Source organism: Haloferula luteola (assembly GCF_014201715.1).
GTDB lineage: Bacteria > Verrucomicrobiota > Verrucomicrobiia > Verrucomicrobiales > Akkermansiaceae > Haloferula > Haloferula luteola.
The window spans coordinates 124,531-141,658 of the sequence record NZ_JACHFD010000007.1 but is presented as its reverse complement, the minus strand read 5'-3'; the positions used below and the strand labels follow the sequence as shown (position 1 = coordinate 141,658).

15 protein-coding genes are annotated in these 17,128 nt (G+C 58.9%); 7 read left to right on the top strand and 8 right to left on the bottom strand.

What is annotated here, in order from left to right:
• Positions 1–10: 10 nt before the first annotated feature.
• Positions 11–988 carry a class A beta-lactamase gene (gene bla / locus HNR46_RS08695; protein ID WP_184017829.1) on the bottom strand — a complete coding sequence of 326 codons (978 nt, stop codon included), beginning with the start codon at positions 986–988 and terminating at the stop codon, positions 11–13.
• Between the two features lie 44 nt (positions 989–1,032).
• Between bla and HNR46_RS08690 the strand changes: the two genes are divergently transcribed.
• Both HNR46_RS08690 and HNR46_RS08685 read left to right on the top strand, forming a co-directional pair.
• Positions 1,033–2,238, top strand: a complete 1,206-nt coding sequence (locus HNR46_RS08690; RefSeq protein ID WP_184017827.1) for a PA14 domain-containing protein — start codon at positions 1,033–1,035, stop codon at positions 2,236–2,238.
• Between the two features lie 27 nt (positions 2,239–2,265).
• Entirely contained in the window at positions 2,266–3,372 is a 1,107-nt protein-coding gene (locus HNR46_RS08685; protein ID WP_184017825.1) for an endo-1,4-beta-xylanase, read from the top strand.
• A 38-nt stretch (positions 3,373–3,410) separates the two neighbouring features.
• On the opposite strand, the gene HNR46_RS08680 is transcribed toward HNR46_RS08685, so the two are convergent.
• The 5 genes from HNR46_RS08680 to thrS form a co-directional block, all read right to left on the bottom strand.
• A complete protein-coding gene (locus HNR46_RS08680; RefSeq protein ID WP_184017823.1) occupies positions 3,411–4,976 on the bottom strand; it encodes an NAD(P)/FAD-dependent oxidoreductase in 1,566 nt (521 codons plus the stop codon).
• Position 4,977: 1 nt separating this feature from the next.
• Complete coding sequence (locus tag HNR46_RS08675) at positions 4,978–5,784, bottom strand: DUF4339 domain-containing protein (protein WP_184017821.1); 807 nt, start codon at positions 5,782–5,784, stop codon at positions 4,978–4,980.
• Positions 5,785–5,865: 81 nt separating this feature from the next.
• Complete coding sequence (locus tag HNR46_RS08670; RefSeq protein ID WP_184017819.1) at positions 5,866–6,561, bottom strand: HAD hydrolase-like protein; 696 nt, start codon at positions 6,559–6,561, stop codon at positions 5,866–5,868.
• Positions 6,561–7,208 (bottom strand): translation initiation factor IF-3, encoded by a 648-nt coding sequence (gene infC / locus HNR46_RS08665; protein WP_184017817.1) that lies wholly within the window; start codon positions 7,206–7,208, stop codon positions 6,561–6,563. The genes HNR46_RS08670 and infC overlap by 1 nt, the downstream gene beginning before the upstream one ends.
• A gap of 175 nt (positions 7,209–7,383) precedes the next feature.
• On the bottom strand, positions 7,384–9,258 hold the full coding sequence (thrS, locus tag HNR46_RS08660) for a threonine--tRNA ligase (RefSeq protein WP_184017816.1): 1,875 nt from the start codon (positions 9,256–9,258) through the stop codon (positions 7,384–7,386).
• A 125-nt stretch (positions 9,259–9,383) separates the two neighbouring features.
• On the opposite strand from thrS, the gene HNR46_RS08655 reads away from it, so the two are divergent.
• Together HNR46_RS08655 and HNR46_RS08650 are read left to right on the top strand one after the other, a co-directional pair.
• Positions 9,384–10,613, top strand: a complete 1,230-nt coding sequence (locus HNR46_RS08655) for a hypothetical protein (protein ID WP_184017814.1) — start codon at positions 9,384–9,386, stop codon at positions 10,611–10,613.
• Positions 10,610–11,863 carry a hypothetical protein gene (locus HNR46_RS08650; protein WP_184017812.1) on the top strand — a complete coding sequence of 418 codons (1,254 nt, stop codon included), beginning with the start codon at positions 10,610–10,612 and terminating at the stop codon, positions 11,861–11,863. Before HNR46_RS08655 ends, HNR46_RS08650 begins: the two co-directional genes overlap by 4 nt.
• 219 nt (positions 11,864–12,082) lie before the next feature.
• Here HNR46_RS08650 and HNR46_RS08645 read toward each other — a convergent pair whose 3' ends face one another.
• A complete protein-coding gene (locus tag HNR46_RS08645) occupies positions 12,083–12,577 on the bottom strand; it encodes a CYTH domain-containing protein (RefSeq protein ID WP_184017810.1) in 495 nt (164 codons plus the stop codon).
• A 79-nt stretch (positions 12,578–12,656) separates the two neighbouring features.
• On the opposite strand from HNR46_RS08645, the gene HNR46_RS08640 reads away from it, so the two are divergent.
• Positions 12,657–13,403, top strand: coding sequence for a class I SAM-dependent methyltransferase (locus tag HNR46_RS08640; RefSeq protein WP_221285082.1), 747 nt, complete (start codon positions 12,657–12,659; stop codon positions 13,401–13,403).
• A gap of 15 nt (positions 13,404–13,418) precedes the next feature.
• Here the strand turns inward: HNR46_RS08640 and HNR46_RS08635 are convergent, their stop codons facing one another.
• Positions 13,419–16,007 (bottom strand): hypothetical protein, encoded by a 2,589-nt coding sequence (locus tag HNR46_RS08635; protein WP_184017808.1) that lies wholly within the window; start codon positions 16,005–16,007, stop codon positions 13,419–13,421.
• Between the two features lie 233 nt (positions 16,008–16,240).
• On the opposite strand from HNR46_RS08635, the gene HNR46_RS08630 reads away from it, so the two are divergent.
• A complete protein-coding gene (locus tag HNR46_RS08630; RefSeq protein WP_184017806.1) occupies positions 16,241–16,783 on the top strand; it encodes a hypothetical protein in 543 nt (180 codons plus the stop codon).
• A gap of 36 nt (positions 16,784–16,819) precedes the next feature.
• Positions 16,820–17,104, top strand: a complete 285-nt coding sequence (locus HNR46_RS08625) for a hypothetical protein (protein WP_184017804.1) — start codon at positions 16,820–16,822, stop codon at positions 17,102–17,104.
• The last annotated feature ends 24 nt before the right edge of the window (positions 17,105–17,128 follow it).

Below are 17,128 nucleotides of genomic sequence, written 5' to 3'. Positions count from 1 at the left end.
CCAGCGATCCTTACTCCCGGATCACCGCATCCAATGCCGCCCTCCCCGCGTCGGCGATCACCGCATCCCGCTCCGCCGGGGAAGCTTCCATGCGATCCGTGAACACCACCACAATCACCGGCTCACCGGGCTCGGGCCAAACCACCGCCACATCGTTTGCCGCCCCGTGGCCTCCTGTTCCAGTTTTGTCTCCGACTTTCCAAGTCGGATCCAGCCCCGCGCGGATCCGTTGGTCGCCTGTGTGATTGTCCACCAGCCAGCTGAGCAGTTTCTCACGAGATCCTTCATTCAAAACATCTCCGAAGAGCACCGTTTCCCATGTCGACGCCATCGCCTGTGGGCTCGAAGTATCTCGCGGATCTCCTTGGAGATTCTCGTTGAGGGTCGGTTCATTCCGATCCAGCCGAGTCACCTCATCGCCGGTGCCGCGCAACCACGCCGTCAATCCCTCCGGCCCGCCGCAGGACGCCAACAACAAGTTAGCCGCGGGATTGTCGCTCCACGTCACGGCCGCCTCCGCCAATGCGGCGACCGAAAGGCGCCCTGCTTCGAGCGCCTCTTCCTTGCCGGTCACTGGCGCCCAATCCAGCAAATCCGATTTTCCATAGGCGATCTCTTGATCCCAACGCAGCGTCCCTTTCTCCACCTCAGACGCAATGGTCGCCGCCAGCAACAACTTGAACGTGCTGCACATCGCAAAGGCTTCGTCGCCTCGATAGGCCACTTCCTTTCCCCCTTTCACCTGCAGAGCGGCTACCCCCAGGCGTCCTCCATGCCGAGCTTCCAAGGCTTCCATTTTTTCGCTCCAGCCTTCTTCCGCGGCCGCGGCCAAGCCGATGCTACCCAGCCCCATGATTGTCAGCACTTTCATCGTGCTCACCAGAAGCGCGACCGGAGCATCCTCAAGGAAAAAGATGACCTTCCCATCTCCGTCATGTGCCGGAAAGAACTCCCAAGTTTTCTTTCTCCAGTCCGTTTCCTGGGACATGCTGGTGCCAGATCCAACGGCCTGTCCCGTAACCCAGCCGCTTCATGAGCTTGCATGTCCAATCGACTCCGGAGGCTGAGGCCCACCTCCAGAGCGACCTCAGGAAATCCAAGATCGCCTCACTCATCGTCGCACTGCTTTCCTTGCTGCTGCTGGGAATCTCACTCGCTCTGATTCTCGTCCCCCCTCTGATCAAGGAAACCCCCGTGCTGATCACCTACGTACCCCCCGTCCGGGAAATCCAGAAATTCGAGGAAAAGCCGAAAATCCATCCACTTCACAGCTCGCCTTCTGCCCCTTCTGCGGTCTCATCCCCGGTGATCGCTGCTCACGCCATGAGCGCGCTGGCCATCCCGGTGCCGGAACGGGATTTCGGTGGACCCACCCCCGATTTTGGAGCCTTCGACTGCCTTGGCAACGACTGGGCCCACGGCGGCATCGAATCCACCGGAGGAGAAGGCCTCGGCAGTGGCGGAATGTTCGGCCACCTGGTCGGCCCCGGCCTCATCGGCACCTACTATGATCTGAAGGTCACTCGCGATGGCCAACCGTCCGAAATGGCACTGCAGGATTTCGAAGAGGACGACCTTTTTCGCCGTGATTACATGGAGCATCAGGTCAATCAAACCTACTCCGATACTCTCCGTGAAGCCATCTCCCAAAAGCTTCCCAAGTCTTCCTTTGAACGTTACTTCCGAGCCCCGTCCCACCTCCGCATCACCCAACTTTCAATCCATCAGATCCTCGCCGATGAGGCGCCCAAAGCATTTCGGGTGGAAGAGAAAGTCCGGGGTCGCCGATGGGTCATCATCTACCGGGGAACCGTCACCCCACCCGTCAGTGGTCGCTACCGCTTCGTCGGATTTGCCGATGATGAACTGATCGTCATGGCCCGCTCCCAAGTCCTGCTCGATGGCGGCCTGCAATCGCCCCTGCCCGATGCCAGTGAGCGCACCTTCTACCATCAAGAGCACCTCGGCGGAACGTGGCCAAGCTACGAAGGCACTTGGTTCGATGTCACCGCCGGCGAGGAACTCGACCTCACGATCCTCACGGGCGAACGTCCCGGGGGAAACTTCAGTTGCTACCTCCTGATCGAGAAAGACGGCGAAGACTACGCCCCCGACGAAAGTGGCGCCCGCAAGCTTCCACTTTTCAAAATGGCACCCAGCTCGGCCCCGCCCCGCGGCGTGGCCTTGCCCGACCTCGCCCCCGACACTTCTTGGTCGATTTGGCCCGGGCGCGAATAGCCCCTCCACCCCAACCTTCCACCCTCCATGAAACGCCTACTCGGCTTTCTCCTTCTCCCCCTGCTCGGTCGCGCCGAACCCACTCTGCGCGAATCCTTTGAAAAGGATTTCCTTGTCGGTGTGGCCCTGCCCTCGTCGACAGTCGATGGACGCGAAGTCGATGCCGCCACCGTGGCAGGCTCTCAATTCTCCGCTCTCACGCCCGAAAACGACATGAAGTGGGCGAGCCTCCACCCCCACCCGGAACGCTACGATTTCACCCGAGGCGATGCCTACGTCCATTTTGCCGAGCAACACCACATGAAGCTGATCGGCCACACCCTCGTTTGGCACAGCCAAACTCCCGAATGGGTGTTTCAAGGCGCGGAAGGCCAACCAGCTGATCGCGAACTTCTGCTCGCCAGGATGAAAGATCACATCGACACCGTCGTCGGCCATTTCCGGGGGAAAGTCCACGGTTGGGACGTTGTCAATGAAGCCCTCTCCGACAGCCCCGGAGAGGATCTCCGCGACAGCCCGTGGCGCCGCATAATCGGCGATGATTTCATCCAGCAGGCATTTCACTTCGCCCACGCTGCGGATCCTACTGCCCAACTCTACTACAACGATTACGGCCTTGCTCAGCCCGAAAAGCGCGCCCGCGCCGTGCGCCTCCTGCAAAGACTCATCGATCAAGACGTGCCCATCTCCGCCGTCGGGATGCAGGGGCACTACTCCCTTTCCTGGCCAGATCCTGCCGAAGTCGAAAAGTCCATCATCGCCTTCCATCAACTCGGCCTCAAGGTCATGATCACCGAACTCGACATCGATGTCCTCCCGTCGCGCGGTGCCTCCGGTATCGCCGACATCGCTCGCACCGAAGCTTCAGATCCTGCCCTCAATCCTTTCGCAGACACCCTTCCCGCGACCGTTTCCCAACAACTCGCCGACCGCTACACCAGCCTGTTCCAAGTCTTTCTCCGCCACCACCACGCCATCTCCCGGGTGACTTTCTGGGGCCTCCACGACGGCCGGAGCTGGCTCAATGACTTCCCCATCCGGGGCCGAACCAACTACCCGCTACTCTTCGACCGCTCGCTCCAACCCAAGCCCGCTTTCGAAGCAATCCTCCGGATCGGTTCAACCCCTCGCTGAGGATTCTCGCCAAGATGGGCTCCGAGCGCCAAAGAGCATCATCCGGTCACCGCCTCGGCCACCCGCATCCCATCCAAAGCCGCGCTCACAATCCCACCGGCATAGCCCGCGCCTTCGCCGCAGGGAAACAACCCCTGCAACTCCGGATGCTGCAAACTTGAGTCCTCTCGAGGAATCCGCACTGGTGAACTCGTGCGCGTTTCAAACCCGAGCAACAAGCCCCCCCCTCCCGCATAGCCGCGAATCTTGCGGTCAAACAATTGCAGCCCTTCACGCATCCGAGACGCCACCGCCCCGGGAAGAATCTCATGCAAGGGCGCACAACGTGCCCCCGGAAAATAACTCATCTCCGGCAAATCATCCGAAATCCGACCTTTCAAAAAGTCCGGAACCCGCTGCCCCGGCGCCACCTGGCCTCCCCCTCCGGCCAGCTTGGCCGCCTGCTCCAACGCTTTCTGGTAGGCCAATCCCGCCAGGACACCGTGCTCTGCTTGAAACTTCTCCGTGTCTTCCGGTTCAACCGTCACCACCAAACCCGAATTCGCAAAAGGAGAATCTCGCCGCGCGAGACTCATTCCATTCACCACCACCTCGTCATTCTCTGTCGAAGCCGGCACAATGAATCCGCCAGGGCACATGCAAAACGAGTGCACTCCCCGGCCGCGGATCTTGGTTGCCAAGGCATACCGCGCCGCAGGCAACTCGCGCGGCCTCTCATCGTCCTTCCCCAAATGATACTGACAGCGGTCGATGAAGGGCTGTGGATGCTCGATCCGCACGCCGACCGCGAAGGGCTTCTGCTCCAACAGCAATCCCTCCTCCGCCAGCATCCGGTAAATGTCCCGCGCACTGTGACCCGTCGCCAAAATCACCGCTTCACCGGTGACTTCGCCGCCCCCTGCCAACCGCACTCCCGCCACCTTGTCACCCTGGCGCAACAGTCCGGTGACTTTCGCTCCAAAGCGCACCTCGCCTCCCGCAGCGCGAATCGACTCGCGCATGGCCATCACCACCTTTGGCAGCAAATTCGAGCCAATGTGTGGGTGCGCATCGATCAGGATCCGTTCCGGAGCCCCGTGAGCGACCAAAATCTCATACACCTTGCGCACCGGACCTCGCTTGGTCGCCCGGGTGTAGAGCTTTCCGTCCGAAAACGTGCCCGCCCCCCCTTCACCGAAGCAATAATTCGAGTCTTCGATCACCCTTCCCTCCCTGAGAATCGGGGCCAAATCAAAACGGCGTGCCGAGGCATCCTTCCCCCGCTCCAGCACGATCGGCTTCCAACCCCGCTCCAGACAATTCAACGCCGCAAACAACCCCGCAGGTCCACAGCCGACAATCACCACCTGTCTCGCCGAGGCCGCCAACGGAGGGCACTCCCAGACCGGAACCCCTTCTTCCGGCAACGCTCCATCCACTCCCACCACCAGGCGCAGCTGCACCTTAACCTCTCGCTGCCGGGCATCGATCGAATGCTTCAGCAATCGCACCTCCGCCACCGACTTCACCCCCAATTTCCTCGCAGCAGCCTTCTTCCAAGCATCGCCATCTTCCGAGGCCGCCAAAGGCAACACCACATCCACCGTTTCAATCCGCACGCTCATGTCAATTTTCCGGAGCTGGCGCCTCCGCGCCACCGTCCTTCTCCACCGCCCCTTTGAGCTCATCCCATTGATTGAGCAACACCCGCAACTGACCATTTTCCTCTGAGGCTTTCAACGCCGCCATGCCACCCTGAGCGAAAATGAAACCAGCCGACGCCATCGACAACGCCGTCCCCAACCAAAAAATCACCGCCAATACGGTCCCGATCCCATCCATCCTCTTGGTGTGTCCATATCCCGAGGGACAGGCAAACAGACGGTATTGAAGCCATAGATTCAATATCGGCACCCACAGCAACAGCACACACCATCGGTGCATCGCTAGATTCTGAAACCTCATGAGCGTCACCCACAGCATCACCAGCGGGACAACCAGAAACAACAAGGCGGCATACGGCTCATGCCCCTGACCCAAGCGCGGTGCCACCATCGGGATCAGCACCGAAATCCCCGCCACAAGCAGGCCAGGAAACAAAGTCATGCCGAGAAACCACGTCAATCGAGTCGCACCCGGCAAATCGAGCTTCTCCGCACCGGTCTTCTTGAAATCGAACTCTCCACTCTCGGAAAATTTCTCATCACCCATCACCGGCGGAGCCTCCCATGCCGAATCGCCCGCAGCCCGCCGCTCAAAGACTCCTTCCACTTCCCCCGCTGGAACCCAATCCGAAAGACCTCCGCCAAAGAGCATGTCGGTCCGAGGTTCCAATCGGCCCTCTTTGGCGGACTCCACGACCTGCGCGAAAGTCACTGGACCAAACGTATGACCACCGCGGGAGACCCACCATTCGTCCTTTTGCTCCGACATTCCTGCCGCCTTCTAACCCTCGTCGCACTTCAGGTCAATGCCACCCCGCCCGAGCCAAGCAGCAAATCGGACCGCGAAGCCTCAACCCCCTTCGACTACCCCCTCCAAGAGATCCGCCCATCCCTTCGGATCGCTCAGATCCTCAACCACCCGCCATGCCCCTCGCAAATCCGCGGCCGGCACATGACCGGTCGCCACCGCCAAACAACGGGCTCCGATCGCCGCGGCACAAGCAATGTCCTTCGGAGTGTCACCCACCACCACGATCTCTTCTGCCCCAAAGCTTCGCCCAGCGTGGGCGGCCGCCTTCGCCAAAGCCACCGGGCCGAGCAAATTGCGGTCAGCATGCTCGCAGCCAAAAGCCCCGAACTCGAAAAATCGCTCCAACCCAAAATGACGGACCTTCAACCACGCCCCCTCTTCAATGTTGCCGGTGAGCAACCCCACCGCCACTTCCTCCCGCTCCGCCACCCGCTCCAATAGCTCCACCACTCCGGGCAGAACCCGAGAGGGGAAATCCCCACTCTGCAAGTGCTGCTCCAGACGCCTCAGGTAAAAAGCGTAGAAGCGCTCACGATCTTCATCGTTCGCCTCCCGTCCAAAGTGCACGAAATAATCCCGCAGCAGACCTGAGTCCGTGGCCCCGCGCAAATCCAGCGCCGGGCCCCGATCTCCAAACACCTCTTCCGCCGCATCTCCAAGGGCGACCAAGCCGGCACCTCCGGTATCCACCAGGGTGCCGTCAATGTCGAACAACCAGAGCGCGGCTCGCGACATCAAGCTTTCGCCGTCTCGTCGCTCTCTTCCTCTTCTTCTTCGTCGTCCGAGGAAACGATCACATCCTCGTCTTCCTCGTCCTCGTCGAAGTCGTCTTCTTCGATCAATTCCCCGTGGAAGAGCTGGAAGCGCCGTTTGCGCTGAGACTGCGGCAGTGGCGACAGCGTCATCCCCACCATCCGGCCCTGCAGACGCGGCTCCTGATCGACATGAGCCATGGTCTTCAAGTCCTCGATGATGCGCTTCATCTTGTCGAATCCCAGCTCACGGTGGGCATTCTCCCGACCCCGGAACTGCAGCACGACCCGCACCTTGTGACCTTCGTCCAGGAACGTCTCGAGACGGTTCAGCTTGATGTTGTAGTCGTGCTGCTCCGTGCGAACCCGGAACTTCACTTCCTTCATCTTGGAAGCACTCTGCGACTTCTTCTGAGTCTTTTTGAGCTTGGCCTGCTCATATTTGTACTTCCCGTAGTCGATGATCCGGCACACCGGCGGATCAGCCTTGGAGGCGATCTCCACCAAATCGAGCCCGACCAACTTCGCCTTCGCGAGGGCCTCTTGGGCGCTCATAATTCCGAGCTGCTGGCCGTCCGGCAGGACGACGCGGACGCGAGGGGCGCGAATGCGTTCATTGACCCGCGTCATGTCACGCGGCTCCCGTTTGAAGCGTTTCTTTGGCTTAGCTATGGTCTTGGTCGGTGTAGGTTCAATGCGACGCGCTGAGCTTCATGACAGGCATGAAACCCAGACCGCGAAGGTCGTTCCGGAACGATCAGCGTGAACAACCATCATACGGAGTCACGGTGCTGGAGCCGGGTCATCAAAGCGACCGGCTGGCAATTTCTTGGCATATCGTTCCAATGAAATCATCGAGCGGCATGGAGCCGAGATCGTCCCGATCCCGGTGGCGGACACTGACCGTGCCCTCTTCCACCTCGCGGGCGCCTAGGACGAGCATATAAGGCACCCGCTCCAAGCGAGCAAGACGAATCTTAGCCCCCACCTTGTCAGAACTCCGGTCGAGCGACACCCGCACCCCCGCTTCCGCCAATTTCGCCGTCGCTTCCTCCGCCGCGTCCAGGAACTTATCCGAAATCGGCAATACGCGCACCTGCTCCGGCGACAACCACGTCGGGAACTTGCCCTCGAAGTGCTCAATCAACAGACCAGTGAATCGCTCCAACGAACCAAACGGCGCACGGTGAATCATCACCGGTCGGTGCGTCTTGTTGTCCGCACCGACATACTCCAAGCCAAACCGCTCCGGCAGGTTGTAATCGACCTGCACCGTCCCAAGCTGCCAATCGCGACCGATCACATCTTTCACAATGAAGTCGATCTTTGGCCCGTAGAACGCCGCTTCTCCCTCTGCTTCGGTGTAATCAACATCGAGAACTTGCACGGCCTCCCGCAGCGCCGCCTCGGCCTTGTCCCAATTCTCCGGGGAGCCCACATACTTGTCGCTATCCGGGTCACGCAGCGAAAGTCGCACGCGATAGTTCGCCATGCCCAAGGTGTTGAGCACCTTTTTCACCAGACCTAGGCAGCCCTGAATCTCCGTCGCCACCTGCTCCGGCGTGCAGAACAAATGCGCGTCATCCTGCGTGAAGCCACGCACTCGCGTCATGCCACCCAGCTCCCCACTCTGCTCCCAACGGTAAACCGTGCCGAATTCCGCCAATCGCACCGGAAGATCCCGATACGAGCGGTGCTCGCTGGCGTAGATCTTGATGTGATGCGGGCAGTTCATCGGCTTGAGCATGTACCCTTCATATTCCCCGTTCTCGAGGCCGTTGATCAACTGGTCGCAGGTCGCATTCTCATCGCGCAGCTTCTCAAGGATGTTCCTCTCAGGAATCGGCGCATATTGGCTCTCCTGATAGTAGGGGAAGTGCCCCGAGGTTCGATAAAGATCGAGCTTTCCAATATGCGGCGTGAAGACCTGTGAATAGCCCTGCTTGTCGAGTTCTGCCGTGATGAAGTCCTGCAGCGCCCGGCGCACCAGACCGCCCTTCGGTTTCCAGAGAATCAGCCCCTGACCCACCGCTTCATCGATATGGAACAGCTGCAGCTCGCGGCCCAACTTCCGGTGGTCGCGCTTTTTCGCCTCCTCCAGCCGCATCAAATGCTGGTCCAGCTCATCCTTCGTCGGAAACGCCGTGCCGTAAAGTCGTTGGAGCTGCCCTTTCGTTTCGTCCCCCATGTAGAACGACGATGAAATCGACATCAGCTTCACGTGCTTCGTCTTCGCCGTCGAGCCGACATGCGGGCCCGCACACAAGTCGATGAACTCGCCGTTTTGGAAACAGGAGATCTCCTCGCCTTCAGGAATCTTGTCGATCAGGTCGAGCTTGAAACGGCTGGCGTTGCCCGGTCGTTCCGAAAGTCCACCGAGGCGTCCGCTCTCGGCCATCAACTTCGCTTCATCGCGGGAAATGATCTTCTTCTCAAACCGCTGGTTCTCCTTCGCGATCTTGCGCATCTCCGCCTCGATCTGCTCGAAGTCTTCCGGTGTGATCCGGTGCTTCATCTCGAAGTCGTAATAAAAACCATTCTCCACCGGCGGGCCGTATGCGAATTGGGCATCCGGCCAAATGCGGAGGATGGCGGTGGCCATCACGTGGGCGCAGGAGTGCCGGAGGCGCTCCAGATCGGACATCTGCTCACGTTCTTCGAGGGTCTTCCGTTCGGACATGCGGCCCCGGACAAAGCAGAGGAACGAATAACTTGCAACCGTGGATCGGGACAACGGCCGCCATGACATTCACGATCAAATCGCTGCATTGACTTCAACATCTCCCTTCCTCCCAATTCCCTACGATGAAAATCCCCATCCTGCTCTTCGGAATCGGGCTCCTCCTAGGCGGGATGGCGAGTCGCATGACCCAGCCCCCCCTCTCCTCTCCATCCCCTCCCGCTGCCTCTCCTCGAGCGATTTCCGAAACCCCTCCAAACCTCGAGGAGCTTCGTCAGATGTTGCTTCAGGCCGATTCCGACACCCTGTCCCTCTTCAGATTGAATGCCGAATCCCCCTACGCGCCGTTTCTTGCTGACTGGGATCTCGATGAAATCCGCGCCGCCCTCGACGCCGCCGCGGCCGATCCCCAACTCGTCCTCGGCGGGGACGAGACCGGACTCGCCGCCAGCGCCCTGCTGAAAGAATGGCTCCGCCGCGACCTTGATGGCGCCTGTGCCTGGTTCGATGCCCAAACGATCCCCGCCGTGCAACGCCGCCTCGCCATCATCATGAGCATGGGCTGGCCCCCTGAAGAGTCGGCCGCAGGGCTCGAATTCCTCCTCAGCCACCGGTCATTCTTCGAAACCACCTCCCCGTGGGCCATCATCGAAAAGAACATCATCGCCTCTGCCGAACGCGGGGCCTCCTCTCTCATCCATCTGCTGGAGCACCTGCAGAGTGAAGAACTACCCACCGACTTCATGCTTCGGACAGACTTCCCCCCGGGATTCGACTACCCCACCCTCGTCCAATCCGAATCCTTCAACCGCCTGGCGTCGGACTCCATGCAGTTGTCCATCCTTGCCGAATGGCTCAACGCCGACATCGGCCCGGCGGTCGCCTTCCTGTTGGAAAAAAACGGAGTCCAAGGGCTCGCCGATGCCACCCGCGGGCTCCCATTCACCATCGACCCTGAAAAACGCAACCGCCTCTGGAGCGACTTAGGTCCCTCCATTCAATCCCTTCCAGAAGATCAACAAACCGCCTTCTTTGATCAGGCCAGTTCGCGCCTTCGATCCTTTCCCGAAGCCGCTTCCGCCTTCGCCAATCACCTCAACGATTCCCCCCTGGCCGACGATGCCCACGCTCTCGCCGCCCACGCTCTCTTCCGCCACGACCTGACGACCGCCCTCCAGCACCTGGATGCCATTCGTGATCCCGCCCAGCGACTCCGCATCATGGAAGAAATCCCGAACCGTTCCGCCATGATGAAATCGTCTCCCGAACAACTCCAGAACCTCCACGACCGGCTCGTCGACTGGGGCGCCTCACCCTCCGAAATCTCCAACCTTCTTGCCCCCTTTTCCCCATGAAACGCGCCCTCCTTTCCGTAGGCTCAGGGCTTTGTGGCTTGGCCTTAGGCTGGTTCATCGCCCCCGCTTCATCCCCATCACCCCATCAGGTTGGCCAAGGCGCCCATCCTTCGCCCCCTCGATCATCGCGGCCGAGTGGCCCCACCTCACCGACCTCTTCGACTCACTCCCTCTCCCACCTGCGAAGCCTCATTCGACAAGGCACGCCTCACCATGAGTCGCTTGCTCGCCACCTCGAACACCTCTCTCTCGACGAACTGCAGGCCCTTTTTCAACTCCCCGAAAATCAATCCGGAGACTCCCTCGATGCTTTCCGAAACCGGATCCCTCTCATCGCCCAGGAAATCTTTCGCCGCCAGGGCTTCGACGCCTTTCCTTGGGCCATCGAGACCGATCCCCGCCTCCGGCCCGCCCTTCTCAGCTCCCTCTTCTACCCGGCCTCCGAAGCCTCCCATCAGCTCGCTCTCGTTTGGCTCAAACGCCTCTCCGAGGACCCGGAAAACCATCTGGAAAGCAGCACCATTCACTTCGTCGCCGCCGCCGAAAAAGGGGCCGCCCATCGCAGTGCCGAAGATCTCGCCGCATTCTACAACAGCGATTTTCCATCAATGGTTCGCGGCGACCTCGGAAGTGTCTGTTCCTTTCCAGATCCCTTTGATTTCTCAAAGCTCACCCGTCTCACCCAGGACCCCTCTCAACTGATCTCCGCTGTCACCGTTTGGGCCTCTCGCGATCCCGACGCCGCCCGTCAATGGGTTCTCAGCCTCGAAGATCCGCGCCTCGCCGCTCGGTTTCTCCACCCCATGCTCTCGGGAATCGCCGCCAGCGAAGGCGACGCCCAGGCCGCGCACCACATGGCCACCTGGCTTGATCATTTTTCCGACGATCAACGACGCCAAGCCCTCGTCTCCCTCCGCGGCACGGCAGCGGTCTCCGGCCCCGAAGCCCAGTCCATCCTTCAAGCCCTCCCCACCTCGCAGGATCGCCTCACCTATGCCTCCCAAGTCCTGTCTCCTTGGTCTCCCTCCTCCACATTCGATAGCGTTCTACATTGCTTTCCCACCCCCGCAGCCCAAACGGAGCTGCTCCTTCACATGGCGCCATCCTGCCGCCTCATGGTCTCGCGAGGCGGTGAAGCCGCCGACCGCGTCCTCCAACAATTCACACAGGCTATGGACCGCCATCAACTCCCCGAATCTTCCCGACAGCAGGTCCTGGACTCCCTCTACCTCGCGCCCGAAGAACCCTGATTCCCCCCAACTCAAAAAACTTTTCAAAAACTTTGAACGTTCGCATGGGCGAAAGGTCTATCCCCCTGAACACCGTGAAAGCGGATTCAATGTAAGGGTAACAGCAATGTCGAAATTCCCATGGGTGTGGGACTTTTGACGACCTGAGGCCGCCGGGCGTGGGACCCCGGCGGCTTCGCTTTTTTCTGCGAAGCCAATTTTGGGCCAAGTCGAGCTCCATCAGGAGACTTCTTCATGAATTCCCCGCACCTCCGGCCACTGCTGAAAGGGGTACTTCACCAAGTTCGAATTGAAATACCTTGGGTCGTCACTGACCTCGCGTCCCACCCAGGTTGGAAGCTCGATCCCCTGCTCCGCACTCTCCAACTCGATTTCAGCGACCACCAATCCCTCATTTTCGCCGAAAAACTCGTCAACTTCCCACACGCTCCCCGCGCTCGGCACCCGATACCTCCGCTTTTCGATCAACGGCCGCTCGCACAATTTCTCCAACAACTCCGCCGCATCTTCACACGGAATGGGGTATTCGAACTCCAGTCGGGAAATGCCCTCGCTGCGTCCCTTGATCGTGAGCACGCCCCGATCTCCCTCCAATCGCACCCGCACGGTTCGATCAGGGTGACCATTCAAATACCCCTGCCGGAACAGCACCCCCTGGCCTTCTCGCCAGTCATCCCCGACTACCAAAAATTTCCGCTCAATCTCGCATCCCATGCCCCACCCTAGGCACTTTCCCCCCTCGACCCGATGAGAAAATGGGGAACGCAATTCCCTCGTCCTCCCGCCTCTCATCATGAATCCTCCGTCGGCTCCGCGACCCATGCCCCTCATGCACCCGTCCTCGCTGATCGACGAACAAATCGCCTACTATCGGGCCAGAGCAGGTGAGTATGACGAATGGTTCCTCCGCACCGGCCGATATGATCGAGGAGATGCCCACCGGAGACAATGGGGCGAAGAACTCGACGTCATCCGATGCCACCTATCTTCCCAAGCACCCCTCGGGACTGTCTTGGAAATCGCCGCAGGCACCGGCCTTTGGACCCACCATTTGGCGGCACTGGCGGAACGCCTCACGGCCATCGATTCCTCCAACGAAACCCTATGCCTCAATCGCCAGAAGCAGGGTTCTTCCACCGTTCAATTTCAGAAGGCCGACATCTTCCAGTGGGACCCTCCCGAACGTTTTGATTCCATCTTCTTCGGCTTTTGGCTCTCCCACGTCCCGGAGACTCATTTCCAACCCTTCTGGGAAATCGTGCGCCGTGCCCTCAAACCTCAGGGCAGAGTCTTTTTCGTCGATAGCCTTAAGACCCAAAGATCAACGGCTCTCGACCATCAGCCATTGGATGATTCAGGCATCGTCGAACGCCGGCTCAACCACGGAGAAACATTTCACATCGTGAAGCGCTTCTTTGACCCAGAGGCATTGATGGCGAGACTGGAGAACCTGGGATGGTCTGGCGAAATCCACACCACCCCCGAGTTTTTCTACTATGGTTCCCTCCGACTGCGGGACTCCGTCGAGTGCCCTCGCTGAATCCGCGCAGTCCCCTTACTTTTCGAGGCGGAAAAACTCCGTGCCTTCTGGCTCAATCAACAACTCATTTTGGTCTCCAACCAAAACGGGCACCGGCCCAGGGCTCCAGGTCCGCAAATCCGGTGACCGGCTCAGCGACCAATCCGGGACATTCTCCCAGCTGAGACGGAGGCTTTCACCCGATGCACGTTCCAGCGAGAGATCCGGTGCCGCAGCCTCATCAAAGACGACGTCACCTCCAGTGAACCCGTCAACGGTGATCGAATAAGATCCACCTTCGTTCGCCCCATCTTCACCAACCACGACAAAGTAGTTTCCACCCACAATCGCGACAAAACTCCCCGAAACGCCCGTCGAGCCTACGCCACTGAACACCAACTGCCCGTCTGCCGAATACACTTCAAGGTGAGGATAAAAGTAACTATTCGACGACGTCTCCGCTAGATTCAGGGAAATCGAATCTCCGATCGCAGCACGAAACGCATACAGCTCAAGGTTTCCCGGCCCAATCCCGCCATTCATCGAAACCCCTGCTTCCAGAGATCTTCCCGCCGTCTCAAACGCCGTTCCAATCACCGCGAGTGACACCTCATAGGAGTTTTCTCGGGTCCCCTCCACCTCACTCACGATCGCCGTATAGTCCCCGGAGACACTGGCCACAAACGTCACCTCCGTACCAGGATCCCCGGACGCGTACGCCACGCGGGCACCAGCCGGATCAAAAATCTCAAGCTTGGGCTCGAAATAACTGTCGGCCGAAATCTCGCCGAATCCAAACTTCACCGTTTTCCCTGCCTCCGCTTCAAAAGACCATAAATCGAAATCTCCATAATTGAGCATTCCCGAGGCCGTCGAACCATTCGCCAATGGCCCGCTATCCGCCATCGCGGTGAAATCCCTCCCCGCCACCGCCAATGACAGTTGGTAGGAGTTCTGCCGATCGGTGTCCGATTCGTAGACGATCACTCGATACTCCCCGGTCTCACTCGCCATGAATCCAACGGCCGCTCCCACATCGGAGACATCCGAGGCCACCAAAGTCCCCGAAGGGGCATACACTTCCAGGACCGGAGCGAAATAGGAGTCCGGCGAAATCTCCCCGAATCCCAACCGCACCGATTGGCCGAGGGATGCTTCAAATCTCCAAAGGTCAAAGTCGCCAAAATCGATCGATCCCCGAACATCCGCTCCATTGGCAATCCATCCATCACCCAATTCACCCACAAAGGCTCCCGCGGAGATCGCTAGCGATACCCGATAGGAATTCTCACGGTCCGTGCCCGATTCGCTAAAAATCGCCGTAAACACCCCACTCGAAGTCGCCGTGAAGGCCACCGAAGCCCCCTCTGAGTCCAAATCCCAAGCGACTCGATTGCCGATCGGATCGAAAATCTCTAGGAAGGGATCAAAGTAGGAATCGGGAGAAATCTCTCCAAATCCGAAGCGAATGACCTCCCCGGCATGCGCCTCAAAGGTCGCCAAATCAAAATCCCCATATTGAGTGATCCCGTTCACGTCCTCACCATTGCCAATCGAGAAGGTCGCTGCATCCGCAGAGGACACATGCCCGCCCAGCGCGAGGAAGACCCGATAGGAATTCTCACGATCATGACCACTTTCACTGACAACCGCCGTGTAAGTTCCCGAGCGGTTGGCAGAGAACGCCACGGATGCCCCGACCCCATCTTCATCGACCGCCACCCTTGCACCGCTGGGGTCAAAAATCTCCACCAGCGGAGTGAAATAACTATCTGGGCTCACTTCACCCATACCGAAGCGAACCGCTTGTCCCGCCACCGCTTGAAAGGTCCACACATCAAAATCGCCAAATTGGATGGTCCCTCCGAGCTCCGCTCCGTTCGTCAAGATTCCATTGTCCACCGAAGCCGCAACGACCGGATCCAGATTTACCAGTGAGATTCGATAACTGTTTGCTTGGTTGCCCGTCTGCTCAGTCAGAATCGCCCGATAAACTCCTGTTTCGGAAGGAGTAAAGGCCACCGCAGCCCCTTCCGAATCCACATCCGTCGCGATGAGCTCCCCATTGGGAGCAAAAACTTGCAATCGCGGTTCGAAATAAGAATTGGGGGTGATTTCTCCGAAACCCATCCTCACTGGACGCCCCCGAGTCCCCTGAAAAGTCCAGGAATCGATGTCCCCGATATCCATTGTTCCCGTGAGATCCTGACCATGGGTGATGACCCCACTATCCCCACTCGTCACCGAAGTCCCACTACCGAGAAACAGCTGAACCTGCCACCCTCCGACGTTATTGTTTCCTGTCTCGTTCAACCGAATCCGGTAAGTCCCCGAGTTCACCGCCTGATAGAAAATCAGCCCTCCGGTTGTCGTAGCAACCGATCCCACCACCTCTCCCCCAGGAGCCAGCAACTCACTGGTGATACTGACTGAAGAACTACTCGCCAGGGAAGCCACACCGATCCGGATATGTTGCCCACCTTCAGCGTAAAACGTCACTTCATCCACTTCGCCAAGAGTCGCGATATTCCCGGAAGCCGTTTCACCCGAAGACAAAGCGAGCGCATGGGAAAGCAAACCGCTGACAAGAAACCAAAAAAACCAACCACGTATCATCGAAAGCATAGACAAAAGTTAGATAGCGATACCCATCCATGAACCCACCCCCCAACAAAGCAAGCCTCTTCTCGTGACAGCTCTTTTCTTCAACAATCAAAAATATCACCCAACCCAAGACCCTCTTATCTTTTCATGATCCTAATCTTCACCCAAAACCTTTAATATTCAAACTTTACGGGGATACCTTCTCCTGGCGAACTCATTCACCGATCACCGAATACCGGTTTTTGCTTCTCACCATGAAACCCACCTTTCTCGTCCTTGCCTGGACTGGGTGCCTTCCGCTGGGGGCAGCGCCCCCAAACGTCGCTCTTTCCTGCGAAGGAAGATTCCAGATCCTCCAAATCCGGGGAGAGCATCCCAAAGAATGGCTGCGGTTCGAACGCCCCGAATCCTCCGACGTTCCCCTGCAAGCCTTCCCTTGGCCTGGGCTTTACTTTCTCTCCCCAGACGGACGATGGCTTTGCCGCATGCAAAAAGTCGGATCGGGCGACGCCATCGCGATGCTATATCAGATTGAGTCCAACGGACGCGTCTCAGAAGTCCTCGGATTCGACGCACAACTCTGGAAGGAGTGGGATGCCGCCACCCGAGTCAAACATCTGGCTCTCTTTCATACTGGAATCGCCTCGATCTCATGGAGCACTCCGACTCAGCTCCTTCACCTCACCCTATCAGGCAAGGATCCCGCAACTGACGCCCCAATCATGGAGCTTCCCATCGAATACGACCTTGAAAGCCATCAAGTGCACTCCAGAACGGTGACTTCTGATTCCCCTTGAGCCCGAATTCCGACTCCTAGCCCTCTCGTCTTTTCCATGCCTCTGGATTCATTTCTCGGAGAGATCCTCTTCCAAGCACTCCTCGAGGGTCTTCTCGCTCGCTTCTTCTATGGCAGCGGTTGGGTCGCACTAAAAGTTCTATCAGGTGGGCGACTCCGAATGGCTCCTTTTCGCGAAATGCGCGAACTCAAACTCAAGAAAAATCGACCTTCGCCCCCCGAACATCCACCGCGTCTCACAGCCAAGTTCGTCTGCTTGGTCGGCATGGGAGCTTGGGCTGTCACGGGCCTTGGAATCTACTTCGCGATCCGCGCCCGTTGACTTCCATCTCTCCCTGACCGCTTC

Bases quoted from the DNA above. Each gene is read 5' to 3' on its own strand.
- bla (WP_184017829.1), bottom strand. From the start codon at position 988: ATGTCCCAGGAAACGGACTGGAGAAAGAAAACTTGGGAGTTCTTTCCG.
- HNR46_RS08690 (WP_184017827.1), top strand. From the start codon at position 1,033: ATGAGCTTGCATGTCCAATCGACTCCGGAGGCTGAGGCCCACCTCCAG.
- HNR46_RS08685 (WP_184017825.1), top strand. From the start codon at position 2,266: ATGAAACGCCTACTCGGCTTTCTCCTTCTCCCCCTGCTCGGTCGCGCC.
- HNR46_RS08680 (WP_184017823.1), bottom strand. From the start codon at position 4,976: ATGAGCGTGCGGATTGAAACGGTGGATGTGGTGTTGCCTTTGGCGGCC.
- HNR46_RS08675 (WP_184017821.1), bottom strand. From the start codon at position 5,784: ATGTCGGAGCAAAAGGACGAATGGTGGGTCTCCCGCGGTGGTCATACG.
- HNR46_RS08670 (WP_184017819.1), bottom strand. From the start codon at position 6,561: ATGTCGCGAGCCGCGCTCTGGTTGTTCGACATTGACGGCACCCTGGTG.
- infC (WP_184017817.1), bottom strand. From the start codon at position 7,208: ATGACGCGGGTCAATGAACGCATTCGCGCCCCTCGCGTCCGCGTCGTC.
- thrS (WP_184017816.1), bottom strand. From the start codon at position 9,258: ATGTCCGAACGGAAGACCCTCGAAGAACGTGAGCAGATGTCCGATCTG.
- HNR46_RS08655 (WP_184017814.1), top strand. From the start codon at position 9,384: ATGAAAATCCCCATCCTGCTCTTCGGAATCGGGCTCCTCCTAGGCGGG.
- HNR46_RS08650 (WP_184017812.1), top strand. From the start codon at position 10,610: ATGAAACGCGCCCTCCTTTCCGTAGGCTCAGGGCTTTGTGGCTTGGCC.
- HNR46_RS08645 (WP_184017810.1), bottom strand. From the start codon at position 12,577: ATGGGATGCGAGATTGAGCGGAAATTTTTGGTAGTCGGGGATGACTGG.
- HNR46_RS08640 (WP_221285082.1), top strand. From the start codon at position 12,657: ATGAATCCTCCGTCGGCTCCGCGACCCATGCCCCTCATGCACCCGTCC.
- HNR46_RS08635 (WP_184017808.1), bottom strand. From the start codon at position 16,007: ATGCTTTCGATGATACGTGGTTGGTTTTTTTGGTTTCTTGTCAGCGGT.
- HNR46_RS08630 (WP_184017806.1), top strand. From the start codon at position 16,241: ATGAAACCCACCTTTCTCGTCCTTGCCTGGACTGGGTGCCTTCCGCTG.
- HNR46_RS08625 (WP_184017804.1), top strand. From the start codon at position 16,820: ATGCCTCTGGATTCATTTCTCGGAGAGATCCTCTTCCAAGCACTCCTC.